Source organism: Desulfosporosinus lacus DSM 15449, assembly GCF_900129935.1.
Taxonomy (GTDB): Bacteria; Bacillota; Desulfitobacteriia; order Desulfitobacteriales; family Desulfitobacteriaceae; genus Desulfosporosinus; species Desulfosporosinus lacus.
Genome location: NZ_FQXJ01000007.1, coordinates 81,066 through 101,093, shown reverse-complemented (window position 1 = coordinate 101,093; position 20,028 = coordinate 81,066). Strand labels below are relative to the sequence as shown.

Here is a 20,028-nt window from a genome sequence, read left to right as displayed (position 1 = left end):
TTTAAGCATTTCATCTTTAGTTGAGCGAGTTCACTTCCGTTCAACTGTTTTTATTCACCTAAACGAGTTCTAAACGCTGAAAAATATCTGCTACATGCTTTGTATGATAAGCATAATCAAACAGGTCGCTTATTTCTTTTTCATCTAAATAATCTCGAATATCGGAGTCTCTGCTAATTAAGTTCTGAAATTGCTCTTTAGTATTCCAAGCTTCCATAGCATTGCGTTGAACCAAGGAATATGCCATCTCCCGACTGACACCCTTATCAACCAAGGCTAACATAACTCGTTGAGAAAAAATCAAGCCAAATCCTTTGTCGATATTCAACTTCATTTGTTCTGGGAATACTTCTAGCCGATCTATAAGCTGTGTCATCTTATGAAGCATATAGTCTAAAGCAATTGTGCTATCCGGTAAGATCATTCGTTCCGCAGAAGAATGTGATATATCTCTCTCATGCCATAAGGCAACGTTTTCCAGTGCTACTTGAGCATTGGCACGAATAACCCTGGCCATGCCGCAGATACGTTCAGGAGTAATCGGGTTTTTCTTGTGAGGCATAGCCGAGGAACCTTTCTGCCCTTTTCCAAAAGCTTCTTCCACCTCATGAACATCAGTTCGTTGTAAGTTGCGAAGCTCAGTTGCCATTTTATCAAGTGAACTTGCAATCCCAGCAAGGGTTGTCATGAAAAAGGCATGTCGGTCACGTTGAAGGATTTGGGTAGAAATCATAGCCGGCTCTAAACCAAGCACTTGGCAAACATGCGCTTCAACTTGAGGATCTACATTGGCGAAGGTCCCTACCGCACCAGAAATTTTCCCTACCCTTATTTCCTCTCGAGCGAAAACTAAGCGCTTTTTTTGACGTCTAATTTCATCGTACCACAATGCAAACTTCAATCCTAAGGTAATTGGTTCTGCGTGAATTCCATGTGTGCGTCCCATCATCAAGGTGTCCCGATGTTCAATCGCTCTGCGGTTCAGAACCGCTTCCAATCCCTCTAGCTTAGCCAACAAAATATCAGACGCTTCCACTAATTGCAGGGAGAGTGCCGTATCAAGGACATCAGAGGAAGTAAGGCCGAGATGAATATGTTTTGCTTCATCTCCCACATTTTCTGCTACATTGGTCAAAAACGCCAACACATCATGTTGGGTCACTTCTTCAATCGCTTGCACCCTTTCCCAAGAGAAGGAAGCCTTCTTCCGAATAACTTCGACAGCTTCATTCGGAATTTTTCCTAGCTTGGCCCATCCTTCGCAAGCGGCAATTTCAATTTTCAGCCATAGTTCGAGGCGATGCTCGTCTGTCCAAATCCCACCCATTTGAGGAAGGGTATAGCGTTCAATCATGCTTACATTCTCCTTTAACCTTGACTTAATCTTTTTTGCAGTGCTTCGTCCTTCTCTTCAATATCTTTCATCATCTGAGCTCGATAGTTTTTAACCTTTATACTCAGGGGTTTATCCTCAACGGCTAGAAACTGTACCGCAAGCAAGGCTGCATTGCGTGCCGCACCAATGCCTACGGTTGCTACCGGAATTCCCGGGGGCATTTGCACTATGGAGTAAAGAGCATCAATACCCTCCATGGCGCCACTGCTTAGCGGAACACCAATCACTGGTAGAGTTGTTGCTCCTGCTACAACCCCCGGCAAATGGGCGGCCAACCCTGCCGCTGCGATGATTAGTTTACCGCCTTGGGCTTCAAATGCTTTTACCCAGTCGACGGTTCTCTCTAAAGTCCTATGCGCAGAAGAAATTTTGACGTCAAAATCAAGTTCAAACTCACGAAGAACTTTGACGGATTCCTCCATGACCTTGTAATCCGAATCACTTCCCATAATAACCCCAATCTGGCTCATTTAAGTTTCCCCTCTCTCCTTACATTTTCCTAAAAACAATATTAAAAAAACCAGGCCAGGCAGATTACACCCCCATTAAAACAGAGTGAAACCTACCCGCCTGGGCTTTTATCCCTTCGGTGTAATTTGATTTCGCAATCAAACCTGTACCACTCGGACAAAGAAATAATACAAATACATTTGCCCTAGGTACACTTTCGCTCATAGTCAGACCATTTACGGCGGCCTGGTAGAAACTTGCGGACCATATCTCCGCGGTTATATGAACACGTATGAAATTTTCATAAGTTTATTTTACAAGAAGGTATCAATAAGGTCAATAGAAAATCGAACATTAATTTAAATTCCTAAGTAAACGTTCGACTAGTGTCCGATAGATCAAGATCATGTTTTTAAACGAAGAATTGGGATCACCCCCTCCAAATATAGAAAGACATCTAATTTGTAAGATCTTTGTAAATATCAGAGGGCCGTAACGAAACTAAAGTTTCGTTACGGCCCTTATCTTAGTTTTTTTCAAATCATTGATTTTACTTACGAAGGTTATATGATCATCCTCACTAAGGTTTTTGCCTAAGACATCCATAATTCTTGACACAAACCATCAGGGGAGAAGGAAAAACATTCACACCCAGCCCGTTCAAACAAATTTAGATTTACCTGGGACAAGATAGCGCTCGCAAGTTTGGTATTATAATAACGACCTGAATCATAAACTACGAGTCCTATAACACAAAGGGCTTGAAGAAATCACCCCCAACCAATAGGCGGCATATCCAGTGCTCCAGCAATTTCATGAGTCGTCATACCTCTACACTCCAAAAACGTAAAGACGTCCAGTTCAACACCTGTAAATAACACCTCGGAAAACCAGTACCCAGTTGCCAAGTCTTCCAAATACTGAGACCCTACTTCATGGGGATTATATCGAAGAAAATGTGCTAGTCCCATCTTTATTACCTCCCCTCGGGATTTCTAGAAAAGCTGCAGCTCAGCCTAAATACATCAGTAGCATCTCCACCTTGCTACGCATTTTTAAAAATTAATTATGTTTGCTTATACTGCTAGCAAGTTCCTCCCGTTTTCCCTAAGTGTTCCCCAACTAATTTCATAGCACAGAAACCACCGCACATCGAACAAGCTTCTGCTCCCTCCTCATTACGCTCTCCTCGAATCCGTCGAGCTGTTGGTGGATCGATTGATAATTCGATTTGTTTGTTCCAATCTAAGGCTTTACGAGCATGAGCCATGGCTAAGTCCCATTCCCGCGCACCCTTAACACCATTAACAATATCTGCAGCATGAGTGGCAATGCGTGTAGCAATTACTCCTGCATGAACGTCTTCAGCGGTTGGTAAGCGCAGATGTTCAGCTGGTGTAACATAGCAAATGAAGTTTGCCCCTGCCATAGCAGCCGCTGTAGCTCCGATGGCTCCAGTGATATGGTCATAGCCCGGTGCAATATCCGTGACCAAATTGCCAAGTATATAGTAAGGAACATGATGGCAAAGTTGTTTTTGGAGCAAGATCGTTGCGGGGATCTGATCCACAGGTACATGGCCTGGACCTTCTACCATCACTTGGACTCCAGCCGCCAGAGCCCGTTGTACCAATTCCCCAGCCACAATCAACCCTTGGACCTGGGCCCGGTCCAGAGAATCTTCGATACAACCAGGTCGGATTGCATCTCCAACACTTAGAGTTACATCATATTTTTTACAAATCTCTAGTACGCGATCAAATTGTGTGTAGAGTGGATTCTCTTGCTCATGGTGAAACATCCAACCCGTTAAAAAGGCTCCGCCGCGACTAACAATATCTGTGATTCGCCCTTGATTTTTTAACCTTTCAACGATAGACATGTTTAAAGCAGCATGAATTGCCATAAAATCAATTCCACGTTCTGCCTGACGTACAATCATTTCGAACATATCCTCAGCCGTCATACCGACAACGCTTCCATGCTTAGCAATACTTTCCATGCCTGTTTGGTAGGTGGGGACAGAGCCGACAGGTAATGTAAAAGTATCCAGCACCTGACGGTGGAAAGCATCCACATCTCCGCCAATACTTAGTTCCATAATGGAATCCGCTCCAGCCGTAACGGCAACCTTTATTTTATGCAGCTCATCGGAAAAATCCACACAGTCCGGTGACGTCCCGATATTAGCATTTACTTTAGTACGGAGTCCTTCCCCTATGGCGATTGCAACTGAGTTCTTACGTTGTTTGTTCTTTAAGATCACTGCCCGACCTTGAGCAACCTTCTCACATAACTCTTCTACCCTAAGCCCTTCTACCTTTGCTAATCTCTCTACCTCAGGCGTAATAATTCCTTGTCTCGCTTTAATTAATTGTGTCATTCTAATCTCTCCATTTCTTAATTAAGCTTTTAATTTAGCCATGACGGAAACTTCATCTTCTATTGAAATAAATTTACAATCTGACCACCGGCCTCTGACAACTGACTTTTGTCAGCACTCCCACGGCAGTTCTTGAAAGAACTCACCTGCTACAGCCATGGCACAACCGTTTTTACATTTTTTGCAGAAAGGTTTTTCGCTCAATTGGAAATCCGTAAGCCTTTCTCGATCTAAGGCTAACGTTTTCTGGGCTTCTATATTCTGCTCCCGACGTGCTTGACTCATTTCAAGGTCCCAATTTACTGCTCCTGGGTACCCTTTTGCCAGATCAGCCACATGAGCAGCAATACGTGCAGCCACTACTCCCCGATAGACATCCTGCGCATCGGGATAACCTATATGTTCTGCGGGTGTAACATAGCAAAGAATATCCGCTCCAGCAGCACCAGCCATCGCTCCTCCGATAGCAGCCGTAATTTCGTCATATCCTGGGGCTACATCCGTCGATACCGGTCCGAAGACAAAATACGGAGCACCTTGACATACTTGTTTTTCCAATTTAACAGTTGTCGCAATTTGATTAGGTGGAGTGTGACCAGGTCCCTTAATCATGATTTGAACCCCCGCTTGTCTGCTGCGCTTTACCAGCTCGCCCAAAACGACGAGCTCTTCAGCTTGAGAACGACATAATGAATCAGCTCCTGCACCCGGTCTCATTGCATCAGCTAAACTTAAAGTAACTTCGTATTTTTGGGCGATTTCAAGGATGCGGTCGAACATGGTATACAAAAAGTTGTCCTTACCATGATAGAGCATCCAGCCCATCAACAAGGACCCACCTCGACTAACTAGATTCAGAACTCGCTGATCTGCCTTGGCCGTTTTAAATAAACCAGAGTGCAGGGCGCTGTGTAAGGCCATAAAATCAACTCCATCGGCAGCTTGGCGTTCCATAACCTTAAAAAAGTCTTCTGGCTCAAGTGCTAAAGCTGAACCCTTAGTACATACAGCCTCAGCAAAAGCCTGATACACCGGTAGTGTACCTAAAGGTAACGGTACTCTTTTTATAATTGTCCGCCTTGCTTCGTCCATATTTCCCGCTGTACTCAAATCCATGATGGCATTAGTTCCTGCCCTGATGGCCTCATCCACTTTAAATAGTTCATCCGTTAGACTATCCTCGTCTGCGGCCAAGCCAATACTTGCACTAACCTTGGTACTTAGGCCCAGCCCAAACCCTTGAGGCATTTGGGGCTTGTGATGACCGTTATAGGGAATAACAATTCGTCCGGCAGCAACCCGTTCCATAAGTAGTTGGACATTCATTTGTTCGTTGCGGGCTACAAAGGTAAACAACGGGGTTTCCTGACCCTTTTGGGCCATTTCCATTAACGTCAAAACTTACAATCTCTCCTTTCTAGGTTGACTCATTCCTTGAAAAGAACAATCTGTAGTGAAAATAAATAAAAAAAGTCTCTAATCACAAAGTGACTAGAGACTTTTCCATAATCTCATCCACACTACTCTTGGTTCTTCGACAAGGTAGGCTTGGCTTAACTACAAGGCAGGTCTCCTGGCTTACGGATCAACACTTCGAAGCACCTTCCGGGAACTAACCCGTGGTAATATGCTTCTTGCTTCCCGTTTACAGTGGCGGGACCGCGCCGGACTTACACCGACTTCCCTATTCTCCTCACAATGAGGCACCTGTAGTTATTGAATTTTCCAAACACATTATAAACAATAAATGGATATTTTACAAGGTTTTTTAGTTCCCTGTTGTTCTCATTATTGTAACCTTGAAAGTATTCCGAAAAATTTTATCACTATAAAGATAGCCCTACTCTGATGCTTCTTCCGTTTTATAAATTGAATTCTTAGAAAGAATACTATACTCCCCATCACCGTTATGAGTGATTCTTGAAATGTGTCTTATAGGGAGGTTACACTTATCACAGTAACCATGAGCAAAATATTTTTTTGCTTTAGTCACTTCTCTAGTCTTTTTCAGAGCTTCGTCACATTGTGGACAAAATATACTCACTTTATCTAATAAGGATTTCAGTTCCCTAATCTTTTCCTCGTTTTCTCTCTGCACTTTTTCCCAATTAATGATTAGATTGCGAGATAAATTAAATACTCCTTTGAAAATCTCCGCAGTATAAAATGCATCACTTAATGCATCATGAAAAGGAGATGTTTTTTCAATTTCTAGGCCTTCTACAGCACTTTCCAGACTTGGTTGCTTTGAAAGGCCCCCATGTTTCATATAGATTTGTTGAATATTTATGTATTTGTCAAATGACAGTGAATCAAAACCAAAAAACAAACAATTATCCCTTAACCCCAAAATATCGTCCTGCCCCCAAGAGCATAAAACTGAATCCTTTCCAAGCCAAGAACTAAAGCTTTTAATTGCTTCACCAAAAGATTTCCCTTTAACAACCATACCTGAACTGATATTTGTTTTTTTCTTAACATAGGGATTGATTCTCTTATAAATAACAGGCCTAATGATTGAATTAAACTCACTAATAGTCTCTAAATTTTCGTTTAGTTTGACCGCTCCGATCTGGATGATTTCACTTTTTAAAGCGGGATTCGCATAATCCCCTTCTTTGAATTTAAAGAACATATTAAATTCCAGATCAAATACTATATAGTTCATCTTACACCTCCTCTACCACTTGTATATTATAATACCTCCAAGAGATAAACGCACATACAAGTTTCAACTCATTTTTTTCTAACTGCATTTCAAAGTATATTGCGCGAATTATGGCCGCTTTAAACAAGAATCATGCCAAAGCTTGGCTCGATACATCCAACTTTTAAAAAGAGACGAGCTTCTTTTCGAATACTAGTGAAAGTTAATGAATAGTATAAAATCTAGGTCTTTTTTTGTACATTCTGTGAATACTTAATCATGAGGTGATTAATATGTGGTTCAATAAGAGTACCGAAGCCGTGCTAGAGGAATTCAAAGTAAATCTAACCACCGGTTTATCAGAAAATGAAGTGCTCCAGCGACGTGAAAAGCACGGTTTAAATGAGTTAACATCTAAAAAACCAAAAACTTTATTTAGTATTTTCCTGTCTCAATTGAACAATATCATGATCTACATTTTAATTGGTGCGGCACTTATTTCGGGTTTTATCGGAGAAATCAGCGATGCTGTTATCATCGGAATTGTGATTCTTATAAATGCTATCGTAGGTGTCATTCAAGAATCTAAGGCAGAAAAAGCCCTCGATGCCTTGAAAAAACTTTCAACGCCAAAGTCATTAGTTAAAAGAGACGGAGAATCGAAAGAAATTCCTTCTCAAGAAGTAGTCTCTGGAGATTTAGTGATAATCGATGCAGGAAGATACATTCCCTGTGACCTTCGTCTTATAGAAACAGCCAATCTGCAGATTGAAGAATCGGCCCTTACCGGCGAATCGGTTCCATCTGATAAACAGGCAAATTTAATTATTGAAGCTGAGGATACCCCTCTTGGGGATCAGAAAAACATGGCATTTATGTCTACCTTAGCAACCTATGGACGTGGAGTAGGTATCGCTGTTGCCACAGGTATGGATACTCAAATCGGGAAAATTGCCACCATGCTCGAAGAATCGACTGATGAGCAAACTCCTCTTCAAAAAAAGATTGAAGAGTTAGGCAAAATCTTGGGCTTTGCAGCCATAGGAATTTGTGCCCTCATGTTTTTAATAGGGGTGCTTCAAGACCGAGATCTTTATGAAATGTTTTTAATTGCTCTTAGTTTAGCTGTCGCAGCAATTCCTGAAGGGTTACCTGCTATCGTCACTATAGTCTTGGCCATGGGTGTACAACGGCTGATCAAAGAACATGCGATTGTTAGAAAACTCCCTGCAGTAGAAACATTAGGATCAGTTTCAGTTATTTGCTCTGACAAAACCGGAACTCTTACTCAAAATAAAATGACGGTTACCCACTTCTTTGCTAACGATGAACAAGAAGAAATAACTTCAATTGACTTAAATAAAGAGGCTCATAGACTCCTTCTGGAAAATCTAGTCTTGTGCAATGATTCTACTTACTCAGAAACCGCCAAAACTGGAGATCCTACAGAGATTGCCCTCTTAGAAGCCGGCAAAAGATTTGACCTCTCTAATGACTTGTTGCAGAAAACCTATCCCAGAGTTCATGAAATTCCGTTTGATTCGGATCGTAAATTAATGACGACAGTTCATAACTATAATAATCAATTCATAGTCTTCACCAAAGGTGCCTTAGACAGTTTACTGAAAATCTCAACTGACGCTTACATAAATGGAGAAACAGTAACTTTAACCGAAGAACTTAAGAATAAAATAATTGAAGCCTCAAACAAAATGTCCGATGATGCTTTAAGAGTCTTAGGCGCTGCTTATAAGTCACTTGCCGCTGATCCCTCGAAGGAAGGTAGGATAATAGAAGAGAACCTAACATTTATTGGCCTTGTCGGAATGATTGATCCTCCCAGACTAGAAGTCAAAGACTCTATAGCGCTTTGTAAAAAAGCTGGCATAAAAACTGTTATGATTACAGGAGATCATAAAAATACAGCCTTCGCCATAGCCAATGAACTAGGTATTTCTAATAATATCGAGGAAGTTATCTCAGGTTCGGAACTAGATAAACTGACCCAAGATCAGTTAAATGATAAAATCGAGGGTTTATCAGTTTTTGCTCGAGTATCTCCAGAACATAAAGTTACAATTGTAAAAGCGATTAGATCTAGGGGAAACATCGTTTCTATGACTGGGGACGGAGTAAACGATGCACCCTCGTTGAAAGCTGCAGATATTGGAGTGGCCATGGGAATCACCGGAACCGATGTTGCCAAAGGCGCTGCAGATATTGTTCTAACTGATGACAACTTCTCAACTATTGTCTCGGCGATTAAGGAAGGCCGTAATATCTTTAACAACATAAAAAAATCAATTATCTTTTTACTATCTTGTAATTTAGGAGAAGTAGTTGCTCTCTTCCTGGCGATTCTATTAGGCTGGGCTTCCCCTCTTAGACCCATCCATATTTTATGGGTCAATCTAGTCACTGACACTCTCCCTGCTCTTTCCTTAGGTGTCGATTCTGGAGATCCCACAGTCATGGATAAAAAACCCCGTGATCCAAAAGCCACACTTTTTGCCGAAGGCGCTGGTCTAAGGCTGATTTTAAATGGTGCTTTAATCGGGTTTTTAACTTTAACGGCTTTTGTAATAGGAAACAATCTATATCCTGATTCCTTAATGCATGCTCAGACAATGGCCTTCGTGGTCTTGAGTATCTCTCAACTGTTTCATTCTTTGAATATGAGGCATCCTGATAAATCGATTTTCCAGCTTGGTGTCTTTACCAATAAAAACTTAGTCTATTCAATATTACTCGGGATTTTGCTCCAAGTGATTGTAATTACAGTACCTTCATTAGCTTCAGTATTTAAAGTCTATCCTTTGACTATAAGGGACTGGGCCTTTGTTCTACTACTGTCTGTTATGCCTTTAGTGATCAACGAAATTATAAAAGCAATACGCCGTAACAAGATTAGTGGTAAAACAGTTTAAAAAAGATAGAGACACCTGCAAGAAGCCCTTCTTGTGGTGTCTCTATAATATATTCCTCTTTTACCAAAAGCTTAACTGTTTGTAAGTGCTAACCTTTTGGTATTGATTAAGTAAATTGTCTAATTGCTGACTAACTTCAACCACTTCGCTATCAACAAGGTTTCGAGTAAGCGCAAATTTATTGAGTCTCTTCCGTAATACCTCAATTCTTTTCAAAAGTTTCTTTTCCACATGGATTCCTCCTGAAATGTGATCTCTCAAGAAGATTTTATTGCTTTTCTGATGAAATGGCAAGAATAAATTTCCCATTAATAGGTAGTCATTTGTCGTAATATGGTATTTTTTCCTCAAAAATTCCAGGTTTATATGTGCTGTAATATTATTTAAACTTTATTGGCTGTCGAAATGCAAAGTAGAGGAATTTCATGTTGAATGCTGGCTAACAGACCCGTATCCACTATAGCGTTCCCCCCTCTTTCAAACTCCCCCTCTCCTTTTTGAAGGTTAATATTTATGTCACATCTATTCTCTTATCAAACTTATTTTGCTCCCTTGGTCTGAAACTGATGCTTTAACTTGCCACTACAACCCAATTCCTCTTTTTAGAGAAATCACAATGAGCGAAAAAAGAACACAAAACAGGCGTCTATGATTACCCCAAAAAGGAGTAGAATTCATAAACGCCCGCCAAATACTCAAACACCTCTTAAACCCTTGCAACCCCTGTATTTACACCTCTTTTACCCTATTCCCACTCAATCGTCCCAGGAGGTTTCGAGGTAATATCATAAACGACACGATTGACGCCTTGTACCTCGTTCACAATCCTAGAAGATATGTTATGAAGCAGATCATAAGGGAGTCTAGCCCAATCTGCTGTCATAGCATCCTCGCTGGTGACAGCTCTCAGGATAATGGGATATTCATAGGTTCGACCATCTCCCATAACACCGACGCTTTTGATGGAAGGGAGTACAGCAAAACTTTGCCACAATTCACGATACATTCCAGAACGGCGAATCTCTTCTAAAATGATTGCATCCGCTTCCCGTAAAATATCTAACTTCTCACGGGTCAGTTCTCCAAGAATGCGGATTGCCAGACCTGGTCCAGGGAAAGGTTGACGCCAGACAATCTCCTCACTCATGCCCAGTTCAGTTCCTAATTCGCGTACTTCGTCTTTAAAGAGCATACGCAAAGGCTCAATAAGTTCAAATTGCATGTCCTCCGGCAAACCACCAACATTATGATGACTCTTAATAGTTTCTGCGGTTTCTGTCCCGCTTTCCACAATGTCCGGATAAAGCGTTCCCTGAACCAAGAAATCTACTTGGCCTAACTTCGACGCCTCTACTTCAAAAACACGGATAAACTCATTGCCAATAGCTTTACGCTTAGTTTCAGGATCGGAAACCCCTTCAAGCTTTTCCATAAAACGCTCTCTGGCATCTACAAAAACCAAGTTAAGTTGAAACTGCTCTGTAAAAACCTTTTTAACCTGTTCTGCCTCATTTTTACGCATAAAGCCATGGTCGACAAAAACACAGGTCAATTGATCCCCGACTGCACGATGTACTAAGGCAGCAGCAACTGAGGAGTCTACTCCACCGCTCAGAGCACAGAGAACACGCCCACTTCCAACCTTGGCCCGTATCTCAGCAACTTGTAACTCAATGAAGGACTCCATCGTCCAGTCCCCAACACATTTACAAATGTCGAAGAGAAACTTCTCTAGCATCGCTTGCCCATCTGGGGTATGCCTAACTTCAGGATGAAACTGAACGCCATAGAAGTGACATTTTTCGTTCATCATGGCTGCAACTGGAGTATGACTGGTATGGGCAGCAACTATAAAGCCCTCAGGCAATGTTTGAACAGAATCACCGTGGCTCATCCAACACGGACGTTCTCCACCTAATCCATGCCATAAATCAGTTGCCTTATCAATAGTAAGCATCGCTTTTCCATACTCGCTGGCTACAGGATGGACGACGCTTCCACCTAATTGTACGGTCATTAACTGCATTCCATAGCAAATCCCAAGTATGGGAATCCCCAAAGCATAGATTTCGGGATCTACTTTAGGAGCGTTCGGTTGATTGACACTTGCCGGACCGCCAGAGAGGATAATCCCCTTTGGCTGACGAGCTTTAATTTCCTCAATCGATGTTTTATAGGAAATCATTTCAGAATACACATGCGCCTCACGTACACGGCGAGCAATAAGTTGATTGTACTGTCCCCCAAAATCTAAAACCAAAACGACTTCCTGTGTCACTTCATTCATCACCATTCCATATTAATTAAATAAATTTATAGGCTTCCTGTTTCAAAACACCAATATAAGGTAAATTACGATATTCCTCATTAAAATCCAAACCATACCCTACAACAAATTCATCTGGAATCGAAAATCCATTATAATCCGGAAAGACATCTGCCTGTCGACGTGCGGCTTTATCGAGAAGCGTTACTACTTTTACACTTAAAGGATTCCGCGCTTTCAGATTTGCTTTTAAATACTTCAATGTCAATCCCGTATCAACAATATCTTCAGTAATTAAAATATGGACATCATCGACACTGCGCTCTAAATCCTTGAGAATCCTCACTACCCCAGATGATTGAGTAGATGCACCATAGCTCGATAATGCCATAAAATCATAAGCTAGCGGCAATTTGATCTCTCGAATTAAGTCTGACATAAAAGGTACGGCACCCTTTAAGATCCCGAGGACCAAAAGATTCTTTCCTTCATAATCTCTAGTAATTTCTGCGCCCAGTTCAGCTACGCGTTTACTCAATTCTTCTCGTGATATTAACACCTTTGCAATATATTCTTCCATTCAGGGCACCTCCACTATACTATAAAACTGCGTTTCTAGAAAACTCATGCCAAAACTATACCAGAGGCTTGTCCATTGTGCAAACACTTTATGACTTAATAGCAATTTATTTTAGAAAAGTGGCCAATACCACGCTTGCAGGCGATGTCCAAGTGTCCCCTCACCTGAACTAGTACAAAAAATATGCAAGCAGTATGCCCAAACTGGGTAAACCGCTTGCTCTTCAACCATAGAACTGTCCTTTTAGATGTCAGGTGCCTGAATATCTATTTTCTTACCAATATCTTTAAACTCGAGTGTCATCGTCATGGGGTCGGACTTAGCTTTATTTTTCGCTTCAATAGACGCTTTAACAAGTGTCTTATCTGACTTTCGAATATAAAGCGTATACTGGAAATCTGTCCAAAATACCTCCATCATTTGATTCTGTACACTAGGTTTTAACTGACATACCCATACTTTTTCACCATTAACTTTCTCTTGACCGCTAAGCATCACCTCTCCTAGCTCTTTCATTTGAAGCGAAGATAAGGGATTGAGCTCCGCCAGAAAGACTTCCTGGGCTGCTGGAGCGTTCGCAAACCGAATCCACTTCTTACTAAAAGGGTCTTTGCTGTACGTAGAATCTCCGATTTTGATCATCTCTACTTCGCTCCCAACCAGCTGACCCAAGATTCGAGTGTTTCCACCATCCTTTTCTCCTAGAATCTGAGTGAGTACGCGATCTTTTCCCTCAACCCATTGATGCTGGGTTAAACTGTAGCGAAAAGAGGTCGCTGCGTTCAGTCGTTCTAAGCCGTGCGTGACTAAATTAATGGGCTCTGGCTGCCAAAAATAGCGACCTAGAAATACCCCCATCAGCACGATGCTGATTCCGATGAGTAACCATAATCCTCTTTTCTTCATTTCATGCCCCCCTGGCGGAGTTCTTACCCTACTTATATGTGTACTTAGCTTGACCTATTCCATCGAAACACCCGTGAAAAAACTAATAATCACGTTTCCAAAATACTTTTCCAGAGAGAAAAGAATTACAATACATTCCATGCTTGTTTGTCATTAAGCAAACTTTCAGCGGAACATCAGCTTCATTTCAGACTTGTATTTCATAATGATGTTGACGTACAAAACCACATAAAGAAACTGAGGATTGAAGGAGGAAACATTAGTAAAGATACACGTGCATTACTATACCAATTTGAAAATAATTAATGATTTGCAGAAAGAAGGCGCTAGAACATATGAACGACAAATCACTTACCAAAATAATGTTAGATATTGTCATGGCGATCCTGTTTGTTACCTTGATTTTTGCGCATGAAACTGGACTTGTGTTCCATGAAATTGTAGGCTTATCCATCTTCGCCCTCTTTGCAAGCCATGTTCTATTGAACTGGTCATGGGTTAAAAACGTCACAAAGAACCTATTCAATCGAAAATTAAAGACATCGGCCAAGCTGAGATATGCTTTAAATGTGACAATGTTCCTGACTATAGCTACTATAACCATTACTGGTATACTCGTTTCACAAGTAGTTTTTCCATCACTGGGATCCTCACTGGGCAGTAAACTATTGGTGTTGGTCCATACATGGTCGGCCTATCTCGGTTTAGGACTCTTCGGACTTCATATTGTCTTGCACGGGCACTATCTTATGGAATCAGTGCGTAGAATATTAGCGAATCTTAGAACGAGCAATGCCAGAGAAACATTCCTCCGTCTTGGGACAATTGCCGCGGTTGTCATTGTCTTATATTCCAGAGTTATTTCCATCGCGACGAACAATGTGAACAGCCAGTCTACCCAATATGCTACACAGATAGCTAGTTCATCTCAAACGACCTCAATTTTAACAGGAAGAGAAAATAGTACAGATATTCAGGTCTATACGGAAACTACCACTGATGTTGGAGACACAATGAGTCTTACAGACTATCTTGGAGATATGCATTGTACAGCCTGTCATAAAAACTGTTCTTTGTTAAGTCCTCAATGTGGTAAAGCTGACCGACAGATTAAGTCTGCTAAAATTACATATCAAGAACTATATAGCAACACATCATCATAATACAAAGAATCTATGATGCAAGTTAGCGCCAACTGCCGATTGACAAACAAGATAACTCAATTTATAATTTTAATATACCCACAAGGGGTATAGGCTTTTTTTGGTAGTGGCGAACCATCATGCCAAGTTTTGATCTGCTTTGTCAGGAATGTGAAGAGAAATTCTCTCTTTAAGCATTATCAGCCAAAAGGAAAAGCAGATGCGTTTACGCTACCAAAGTCTAAGATGATCCAACGGTTTACTGCATGCACTACAGTACTATGGATCTACACGGCCTTCGGGTTTTAGAGCGGTTTGCCTGGGAAAAACCGTGTAAAGCAAATAAGAATTCAGTTGAGCATACGCATATGGGGAAGGAGTAAGTTGCTATGAAGAACGTCATCATATTCACCACACAAACCTGACCGCATTGTTTTACAGCGAAGAAGTTTCTTTCGCAGCATAAGATTCATTTTGTGGAAAAGGATATCAACCGTGATGAACAAGCCCGCTCAGAGTTAATCCGTAGAAACGTCAGCGGAGTTCCTTCTTTTCTGATTGGTGATGAATTGGTTGTCGGCTTTGATCAGGCGCGGATTCTACAGCTAGTCGATCATCGGGTCATAGAATGCGAGAAATGCCAAGCCAAGATGCGGGTTCCTATTAATAAAGGAACACTCCAAGTAACTTGTCCGAAATGTTCGTATTGCTTTAATACTACGCCGGAGAGAATTTAACCTTGTTATGTAAAAACCCGCTCAATTGCAGCGGGTTTTTACATAACAAGGTAATAGCTTATATTCCTTTGTACCATTTCCGCAACAACTGTGCTTCGCTAAACTCCCACCACGCCCATTCAGGCCACTGAGAAATAAGGGGAACCCTGTCTCGCCAAAAATAAATAGGTTACCAAGCCCATTAAGAAAGAGTCCTCTCGCAAGTTCAGTTAACTCATGAGAGGACTCCGTAAAAATTTTTTATAAGTTATAGCAAAAAAGTGGTATGACCGCCAGCCTTTGGGTCCTGTAACCCTTGGTCCACAAGACTTTCAGGCTCTTTTTACATCATGCCGCCCATTCCACCCATGCCGCCCATTCCGCCCATGCCAGCCATAGCGCCTGCTCCGCCATCTTTTGAAGGCTGGTCAGAAACTAAGCATTCCGTGGTAAGAAGCATAGCAGCGATAGAGCCTGCATTTTGCAGAGCCGAACGCGTAACTTTAGCTGGATCAACAATACCAGCAGCAATCATATCTTCATAGATTTCAGTTACCGCATTGAAGCCAATTCCTCGTTTGCCGGATTCACGAACTTTGCCAACCACAACGGAGCCTTCATGCCCAGCATTGTTAGCGATTTGACGAAGTGGCTCTTCGAGAGCACGGCGAATAATATTTACACCTGTTGCCTCGTCACCCGTTAATTTAAGTGAATCTAAAGCTTGGATAGCATCAATGAGAGTTGTGCCTCCACCAGAGACGATACCCTCTTCAACAGCAGCACGAGTAGCAGCTAAAGCATCTTCAATGCGGAGTTTCTTCTCCTTCATTTCAGTTTCGGTTGCTGCACCTACCTGGATAACTGCAACCCCACCTGCTAATTTTGCCAAACGCTCTTGGAGTTTTTCACGATCAAAGTCAGAAGTGGTTTCATCAATCTGACGTTTGAGGGCTTCAACCCGCTTTTTAATGTCTTCAGAGTTACCAGACCCTTCAACCAGAGTGGTTTCCTCTTTTGTTACACGAACTTGGCGAGCACGTCCGAGCATTTCAACTGTGGTGTTTTCCAGCTTAAGTCCTAGATCTTCGGTAATTACTGTTCCACCTGTAAGTACCGCAATATCTTCGAGCATAGCTTTGCGACGATCACCAAAGCCAGGAGCTTTAACTCCAACGCAGACAAAGGTTCCGCGAAGTTTATTGACTACGAGAGTAGCAAGAGCTTCTCCGTCGATGTCTTCAGCAATAATCATCAGTTGACGACCAGCTTGTACAACTTTCTCTAATACCGGTAAAACGTCCTGAATCGCACTAATCTTCTTGTCGGTAATTAGGATATAAGGATCATTAAGTACAGCTTCCATTTTTTCTGTATCCGTGATCATATAAGCGGAAATATAGCCGCGGTCAAATTGCATTCCTTCAACCACTTCAAGTTCGGTGGTCATACCTTTGGCTTCCTCAACTGTTATGACGCCATCTTTGCCGACTTTTTCCATAGCTTGTGCAATCAGATCACCGATGTTCTTATCGCTAGCAGAAATTGATGCGACTTGAGCAATAGCTTCACTAGTTTCAACAAGTTTGGCATTTGCTTTAATGTCTGCAACTACAACTTCCACAGCTTGCTCAATTCCACGTTTGATGCCCATAGGATTGGCACCCGCTGCGACATTCTTAAGCCCTTCGCGAATAATTGCTTGTGCTAAAACAGTAGCAGTTGTCGTACCGTCTCCAGCTACATCGTTAGTTTTGGTAGCAACTTCTTTAACCAGTTGAGCTCCCATATTTTCAAATGGATCTTCTAATTCGATATCACGAGCGATCGTAACTCCGTCGTTCGTGATTAGAGGAGATCCAAATTTCTTATCGAGAACTACATTACGACCCTTAGGTCCCAGGGTAACGCGAACAGCTTCAGCGAGGGCATTGACACCGCGTTCTAAAGCGTGACGTGCGTCTTGGTTGAAAATAATTTGTTTAGCCAACGTATATTCACTCCTTAAAAATAATTCTTATAGTACTAGCCAATAATGGCTAAAATATCGGTTTCTTTCAGAATTAAGTATTCCTCACCATCATACTTAACTTCGGTTCCTGCATATTTGGAATAAATTACACGATCACCGGCTTTAACATCTAAAGCAATGCGTTGACCTTTTTCCATTTTACCAGGTCCTACAGCGACTACTTCGCCTTCTTGTGGTTTTTCCTTAGCAGTATCTGGCATAATAATACCGCTCTTTGTTTTTTCTTCCATCGGGAGTGCTTTAATGATTACCCGATCTGCGAGAGGTTTAATGTTCATGAAGAAAAGTCCCTCCTATGTTTTTATTTAATATTTGTTAGCACTCGACTCTATTGAGTGCTAACAATATATCTATAATAATATGCAAGGGGCTGCGGGAAAGCAACCCCCCTAAATCCCCAAAAATTTGGGTTTAAACGTTATTTACTTTGAAAATCATCCAATTGCTTCTTGTTTCACGCTCTAGATATTTTAAATTTGCTTAACCCCTCTCCCCCTGCGCATCTCCATATCGTCTAACCACTATAATTGCCAGATTTAGACCCTTCTATGCATAATTTTACTCTAAAGTTAATTTTAATTGCCGCTGGGATACTTCCTCATATAGGCTCCCCAATGCCTTCTGAACCTTAGGATTTTTTAGATTAAGAAGGTATATTTTTGTCTTACCAATCTTCAAGTTTAGATCGGGATGCTCTTTCTCTGTCAAAATATCTTCTTTCAAAGTATACCGAATAAACTCTTTTACTTGTGAGATCGAACGTCCCAGAAGTTCTGTCAATGCCGCTCTAGCCTTAGTGGATGCGACATAGGGCAAACGTACCTGGAGTGTTCCAAGGACCTGAATTCCTTGTTCCAAATCCTGCTCTGGATGATACTCCGTATCATGTTTTTCCAGGAGAATCCACTGCAAAAGATCATCTTCCTCACAAAAAGGTTGCAAAGCATGATGAACACTTCCAGCTATCCCAATCACCTTTACGTCTTTCCCCCAGGCTCGTACTTTTCTTAATAATGAAAGAAAGTCTCCATCACCTGTTAGCAATAAATACATATCAAAAGTAGATGCTCTTGTCAGCAATATTTCTTGAGCTTCGAGCATTAATTCTAGGTCTGCCGCATTTCGCCGAAGTTCTGTGCTCGAATAGTTATTCTTTCCATAGACATGACGTGTAAAAACATTAGTTTTCTCAAAGGTTGTTTGGGTTCTCCAAAATTCCTCGCGGTCAAAGTTAGCATAGAGATAGACAGCCAATAAAGAGATATTATTACGCTCTGCATATAGTTGTAGAAACCGAACTAACTGTTCTGGCGATAATTCATACCCTCGGTCTAATAAACTGGTCCAAATATTCTCATAATCGACAAATGCTATGGCTTTCAAATTGATCACCTCACAGCCCCCTAATCTTCTATATTCTACGTGATAAGATGGACAGACGTGACAAGCCGCCGTTACAGGCTCTTTATGCAAGTATTGCAGATAATTATTTCGGAATACAGGACTATTTACTGACTGTAACGAACTACAAAGAAGTTCAGGTCCTATTTTTAGCATAAAGTTCAGGAGGAAAAAGTTTGAGAACCAATTATTTAAGCAATAAAAGATTAGGACTTTTCTATGCGATGTTTTCGGGCATTTTTTGGGGTACTAATGGTACCTTCTGCACTTTGTTAAGTGACCTTGGTCTGGGGGCACAAAGCATTGCGATTTTAGCTCCGGCCTATAACTTAATATTTTTTTCAACCATGCTGCTTATTACTAATAAACCGGGTTTCAAAATCAAACCGAAGCTGTTGGTATTTATATTATTGGGAGGAATGACCTCCGCGATCTCAAATACTTCGTTCGTTAAATCTGTAAGCTATTTCCCGGTAGGAATTGTCTCTACTCTAATTTTCTGTAACGTATTTGTTATTATGATTATTTCAAGAATTGTCTTTAAACATAGGATTACTACAAGGAAAATTGGAGCTGCAATCATCACTGTCTTTGGAGTTTGTTTAGTTCTGGATGTTTTTAGTCAAGGATTTCACCTCAACTACTACGGATTATTCTGGATTTTAATGACTATCTTGAGTTGGTCAATAATGATGACTCTAGAGAAATACTTATTAGAAGAGGGAGTGGATGAAAATGCCGTTCTGATGTATATTGCTTTATTCGCTGTAATAATTCTATCATTTTCTACTTCCCCTGTGACTGTGGTAAGTTCAATCGTTCAGATAAGCAGTAAAACCCATGGATACGCCTTATTAGTCATCTTAGGTTTTGGCTTGATTCCTCAAATCGGCTGTTATTCTTTCTATATAAAAGGCTTAAAATATATTGAGCCCAGCTATATGCAAATTTTCTATTCACTTGACCCAGTTATGGCAAGTATTTTAGGGTATTTCGTATTTAATCAAACCCTGAATTTTAGCAATATGGCAGGAATGTGTATTATCCTTGGAGTTGTGATTTATATTCAGATTGCTGAAAACCGAGAAGGGATAGAATCAACGACAAAAGTTGCAAAAGTATAGCAATTAGTATCCATAACTCAAAAGGGATTGGCACATCGCCAATCCCTTTTGAGCTACA

Annotated in this window: 17 protein-coding genes and 2 riboswitches; of the genes, 4 read left to right on the top strand and 13 right to left on the bottom strand. The window is 41.2% G+C overall.

Going from position 1 to position 20,028, the window contains the following annotated elements; genetic code table 11:
- Positions 1-58: 58 nt before the first annotated feature.
- The 6 genes from purB to BUB11_RS11095 form a co-directional block, all read right to left on the bottom strand.
- Positions 59-1,354, bottom strand: a complete 1,296-nt coding sequence (gene purB / locus BUB11_RS11125; RefSeq protein ID WP_073029829.1) for an adenylosuccinate lyase — start codon at positions 1,352-1,354, stop codon at positions 59-61.
- 14 nt (positions 1,355-1,368) lie between these two features.
- Entirely contained in the window at positions 1,369-1,866 is a 498-nt protein-coding gene (gene purE / locus BUB11_RS11120; RefSeq protein WP_073029828.1) for a 5-(carboxyamino)imidazole ribonucleotide mutase, read from the bottom strand.
- A 184-nt stretch (positions 1,867-2,050) separates the two neighbouring features.
- Positions 2,051-2,152: riboswitch (purine riboswitch) on the bottom strand.
- A gap of 464 nt (positions 2,153-2,616) precedes the next feature.
- Entirely contained in the window at positions 2,617-2,817 is a 201-nt protein-coding gene (locus BUB11_RS28275; protein WP_084110254.1) for a methyltransferase family protein, read from the bottom strand.
- A gap of 113 nt (positions 2,818-2,930) precedes the next feature.
- Complete coding sequence (bzaB, locus tag BUB11_RS11105) at positions 2,931-4,229, bottom strand: B12 lower ligand biosynthesis ThiC-like protein BzaB (RefSeq protein ID WP_073029827.1); 1,299 nt, start codon at positions 4,227-4,229, stop codon at positions 2,931-2,933.
- Positions 4,230-4,340: 111 nt separating this feature from the next.
- On the bottom strand, positions 4,341-5,627 hold the full coding sequence (gene thiC, locus BUB11_RS11100) for a phosphomethylpyrimidine synthase ThiC (RefSeq protein WP_073029826.1): 1,287 nt from the start codon (positions 5,625-5,627) through the stop codon (positions 4,341-4,343).
- Positions 5,628-5,775: 148 nt separating this feature from the next.
- Positions 5,776-5,954: riboswitch (cobalamin riboswitch) on the bottom strand.
- 115 nt (positions 5,955-6,069) lie between these two features.
- Positions 6,070-6,897, bottom strand: coding sequence for a 3'-5' exonuclease (locus tag BUB11_RS11095; protein ID WP_073029825.1), 828 nt, complete (start codon positions 6,895-6,897; stop codon positions 6,070-6,072).
- 272 nt (positions 6,898-7,169) lie between these two features.
- On the opposite strand from BUB11_RS11095, the gene BUB11_RS11090 reads away from it, so the two are divergent.
- A complete protein-coding gene (locus tag BUB11_RS11090) occupies positions 7,170-9,803 on the top strand; it encodes a calcium-transporting P-type ATPase, PMR1-type (protein WP_073029824.1) in 2,634 nt (877 codons plus the stop codon).
- Positions 9,804-9,863: 60 nt separating this feature from the next.
- On the opposite strand, the gene BUB11_RS11085 is transcribed toward BUB11_RS11090, so the two are convergent.
- The 4 genes from BUB11_RS11085 to BUB11_RS11070 all read right to left on the bottom strand — a co-directional run bounded on the left by BUB11_RS11085 (position 9,864) and on the right by BUB11_RS11070 (position 13,555).
- Complete coding sequence (locus BUB11_RS11085; RefSeq protein ID WP_073029823.1) at positions 9,864-10,034, bottom strand: aspartyl-phosphate phosphatase Spo0E family protein; 171 nt, start codon at positions 10,032-10,034, stop codon at positions 9,864-9,866.
- A 514-nt stretch (positions 10,035-10,548) separates the two neighbouring features.
- Positions 10,549-12,081 carry a glutamine-hydrolyzing GMP synthase gene (gene guaA / locus BUB11_RS11080; protein ID WP_073030017.1) on the bottom strand — a complete coding sequence of 511 codons (1,533 nt, stop codon included), beginning with the start codon at positions 12,079-12,081 and terminating at the stop codon, positions 10,549-10,551.
- A 25-nt stretch (positions 12,082-12,106) separates the two neighbouring features.
- Complete coding sequence (hpt, locus tag BUB11_RS11075) at positions 12,107-12,649, bottom strand: hypoxanthine phosphoribosyltransferase (RefSeq protein WP_073029822.1); 543 nt, start codon at positions 12,647-12,649, stop codon at positions 12,107-12,109.
- A gap of 243 nt (positions 12,650-12,892) precedes the next feature.
- Entirely contained in the window at positions 12,893-13,555 is a 663-nt protein-coding gene (locus BUB11_RS11070) for a hypothetical protein (protein WP_073029821.1), read from the bottom strand.
- 335 nt (positions 13,556-13,890) lie between these two features.
- On the opposite strand from BUB11_RS11070, the gene BUB11_RS11065 reads away from it, so the two are divergent.
- Both BUB11_RS11065 and BUB11_RS11060 read left to right on the top strand, forming a co-directional pair.
- Positions 13,891-14,718, top strand: coding sequence for a DUF4405 domain-containing protein (locus BUB11_RS11065; protein WP_073029820.1), 828 nt, complete (start codon positions 13,891-13,893; stop codon positions 14,716-14,718).
- A 368-nt stretch (positions 14,719-15,086) separates the two neighbouring features.
- Entirely contained in the window at positions 15,087-15,434 is a 348-nt protein-coding gene (locus tag BUB11_RS11060; RefSeq protein WP_084110252.1) for a glutaredoxin family protein, read from the top strand.
- A gap of 322 nt (positions 15,435-15,756) precedes the next feature.
- Here the strand turns inward: BUB11_RS11060 and groL are convergent, their stop codons facing one another.
- The 3 genes from groL to BUB11_RS11045 form a co-directional block, all read right to left on the bottom strand.
- Positions 15,757-17,403 (bottom strand): chaperonin GroEL, encoded by a 1,647-nt coding sequence (gene groL / locus BUB11_RS11055; protein WP_073029819.1) that lies wholly within the window; start codon positions 17,401-17,403, stop codon positions 15,757-15,759.
- A gap of 35 nt (positions 17,404-17,438) precedes the next feature.
- Positions 17,439-17,723: a co-chaperone GroES gene (gene groES / locus BUB11_RS11050; protein WP_073029818.1), complete on the bottom strand. Its 285-nt coding sequence runs from the start codon at positions 17,721-17,723 to the stop codon at positions 17,439-17,441.
- A 280-nt stretch (positions 17,724-18,003) separates the two neighbouring features.
- Positions 18,004-18,828 (bottom strand): NYN domain-containing protein, encoded by an 825-nt coding sequence (locus tag BUB11_RS11045; protein ID WP_073030016.1) that lies wholly within the window; start codon positions 18,826-18,828, stop codon positions 18,004-18,006.
- Positions 18,829-19,022: 194 nt separating this feature from the next.
- On the opposite strand from BUB11_RS11045, the gene BUB11_RS11040 reads away from it, so the two are divergent.
- Positions 19,023-19,970 carry a DMT family transporter gene (locus BUB11_RS11040; RefSeq protein ID WP_073029817.1) on the top strand — a complete coding sequence of 316 codons (948 nt, stop codon included), beginning with the start codon at positions 19,023-19,025 and terminating at the stop codon, positions 19,968-19,970.
- Positions 19,971-20,028 lie beyond the last annotated feature (58 nt).

Excerpts from the sequence above, each read along its gene's own strand:
- purB (WP_073029829.1), bottom strand. The coding sequence starts at position 1,354 with ATGATTGAACGCTATACCCTTCCTCAAATGGGTGGGATTTGGACAGAC.
- purE (WP_073029828.1), bottom strand. The coding sequence starts at position 1,866 with ATGAGCCAGATTGGGGTTATTATGGGAAGTGATTCGGATTACAAGGTC.
- BUB11_RS28275 (WP_084110254.1), bottom strand. The coding sequence starts at position 2,817 with ATGGGACTAGCACATTTTCTTCGATATAATCCCCATGAAGTAGGGTCT.
- bzaB (WP_073029827.1), bottom strand. The coding sequence starts at position 4,229 with ATGACACAATTAATTAAAGCGAGACAAGGAATTATTACGCCTGAGGTA.
- BUB11_RS11095 (WP_073029825.1), bottom strand. The coding sequence starts at position 6,897 with ATGAACTATATAGTATTTGATCTGGAATTTAATATGTTCTTTAAATTC.
- BUB11_RS11090 (WP_073029824.1), top strand. The coding sequence starts at position 7,170 with ATGTGGTTCAATAAGAGTACCGAAGCCGTGCTAGAGGAATTCAAAGTA.
- hpt (WP_073029822.1), bottom strand. The coding sequence starts at position 12,649 with ATGGAAGAATATATTGCAAAGGTGTTAATATCACGAGAAGAATTGAGT.
- BUB11_RS11070 (WP_073029821.1), bottom strand. The coding sequence starts at position 13,555 with ATGAAGAAAAGAGGATTATGGTTACTCATCGGAATCAGCATCGTGCTG.
- BUB11_RS11065 (WP_073029820.1), top strand. The coding sequence starts at position 13,891 with ATGAACGACAAATCACTTACCAAAATAATGTTAGATATTGTCATGGCG.
- groES (WP_073029818.1), bottom strand. The coding sequence starts at position 17,723 with ATGAACATTAAACCTCTCGCAGATCGGGTAATCATTAAAGCACTCCCG.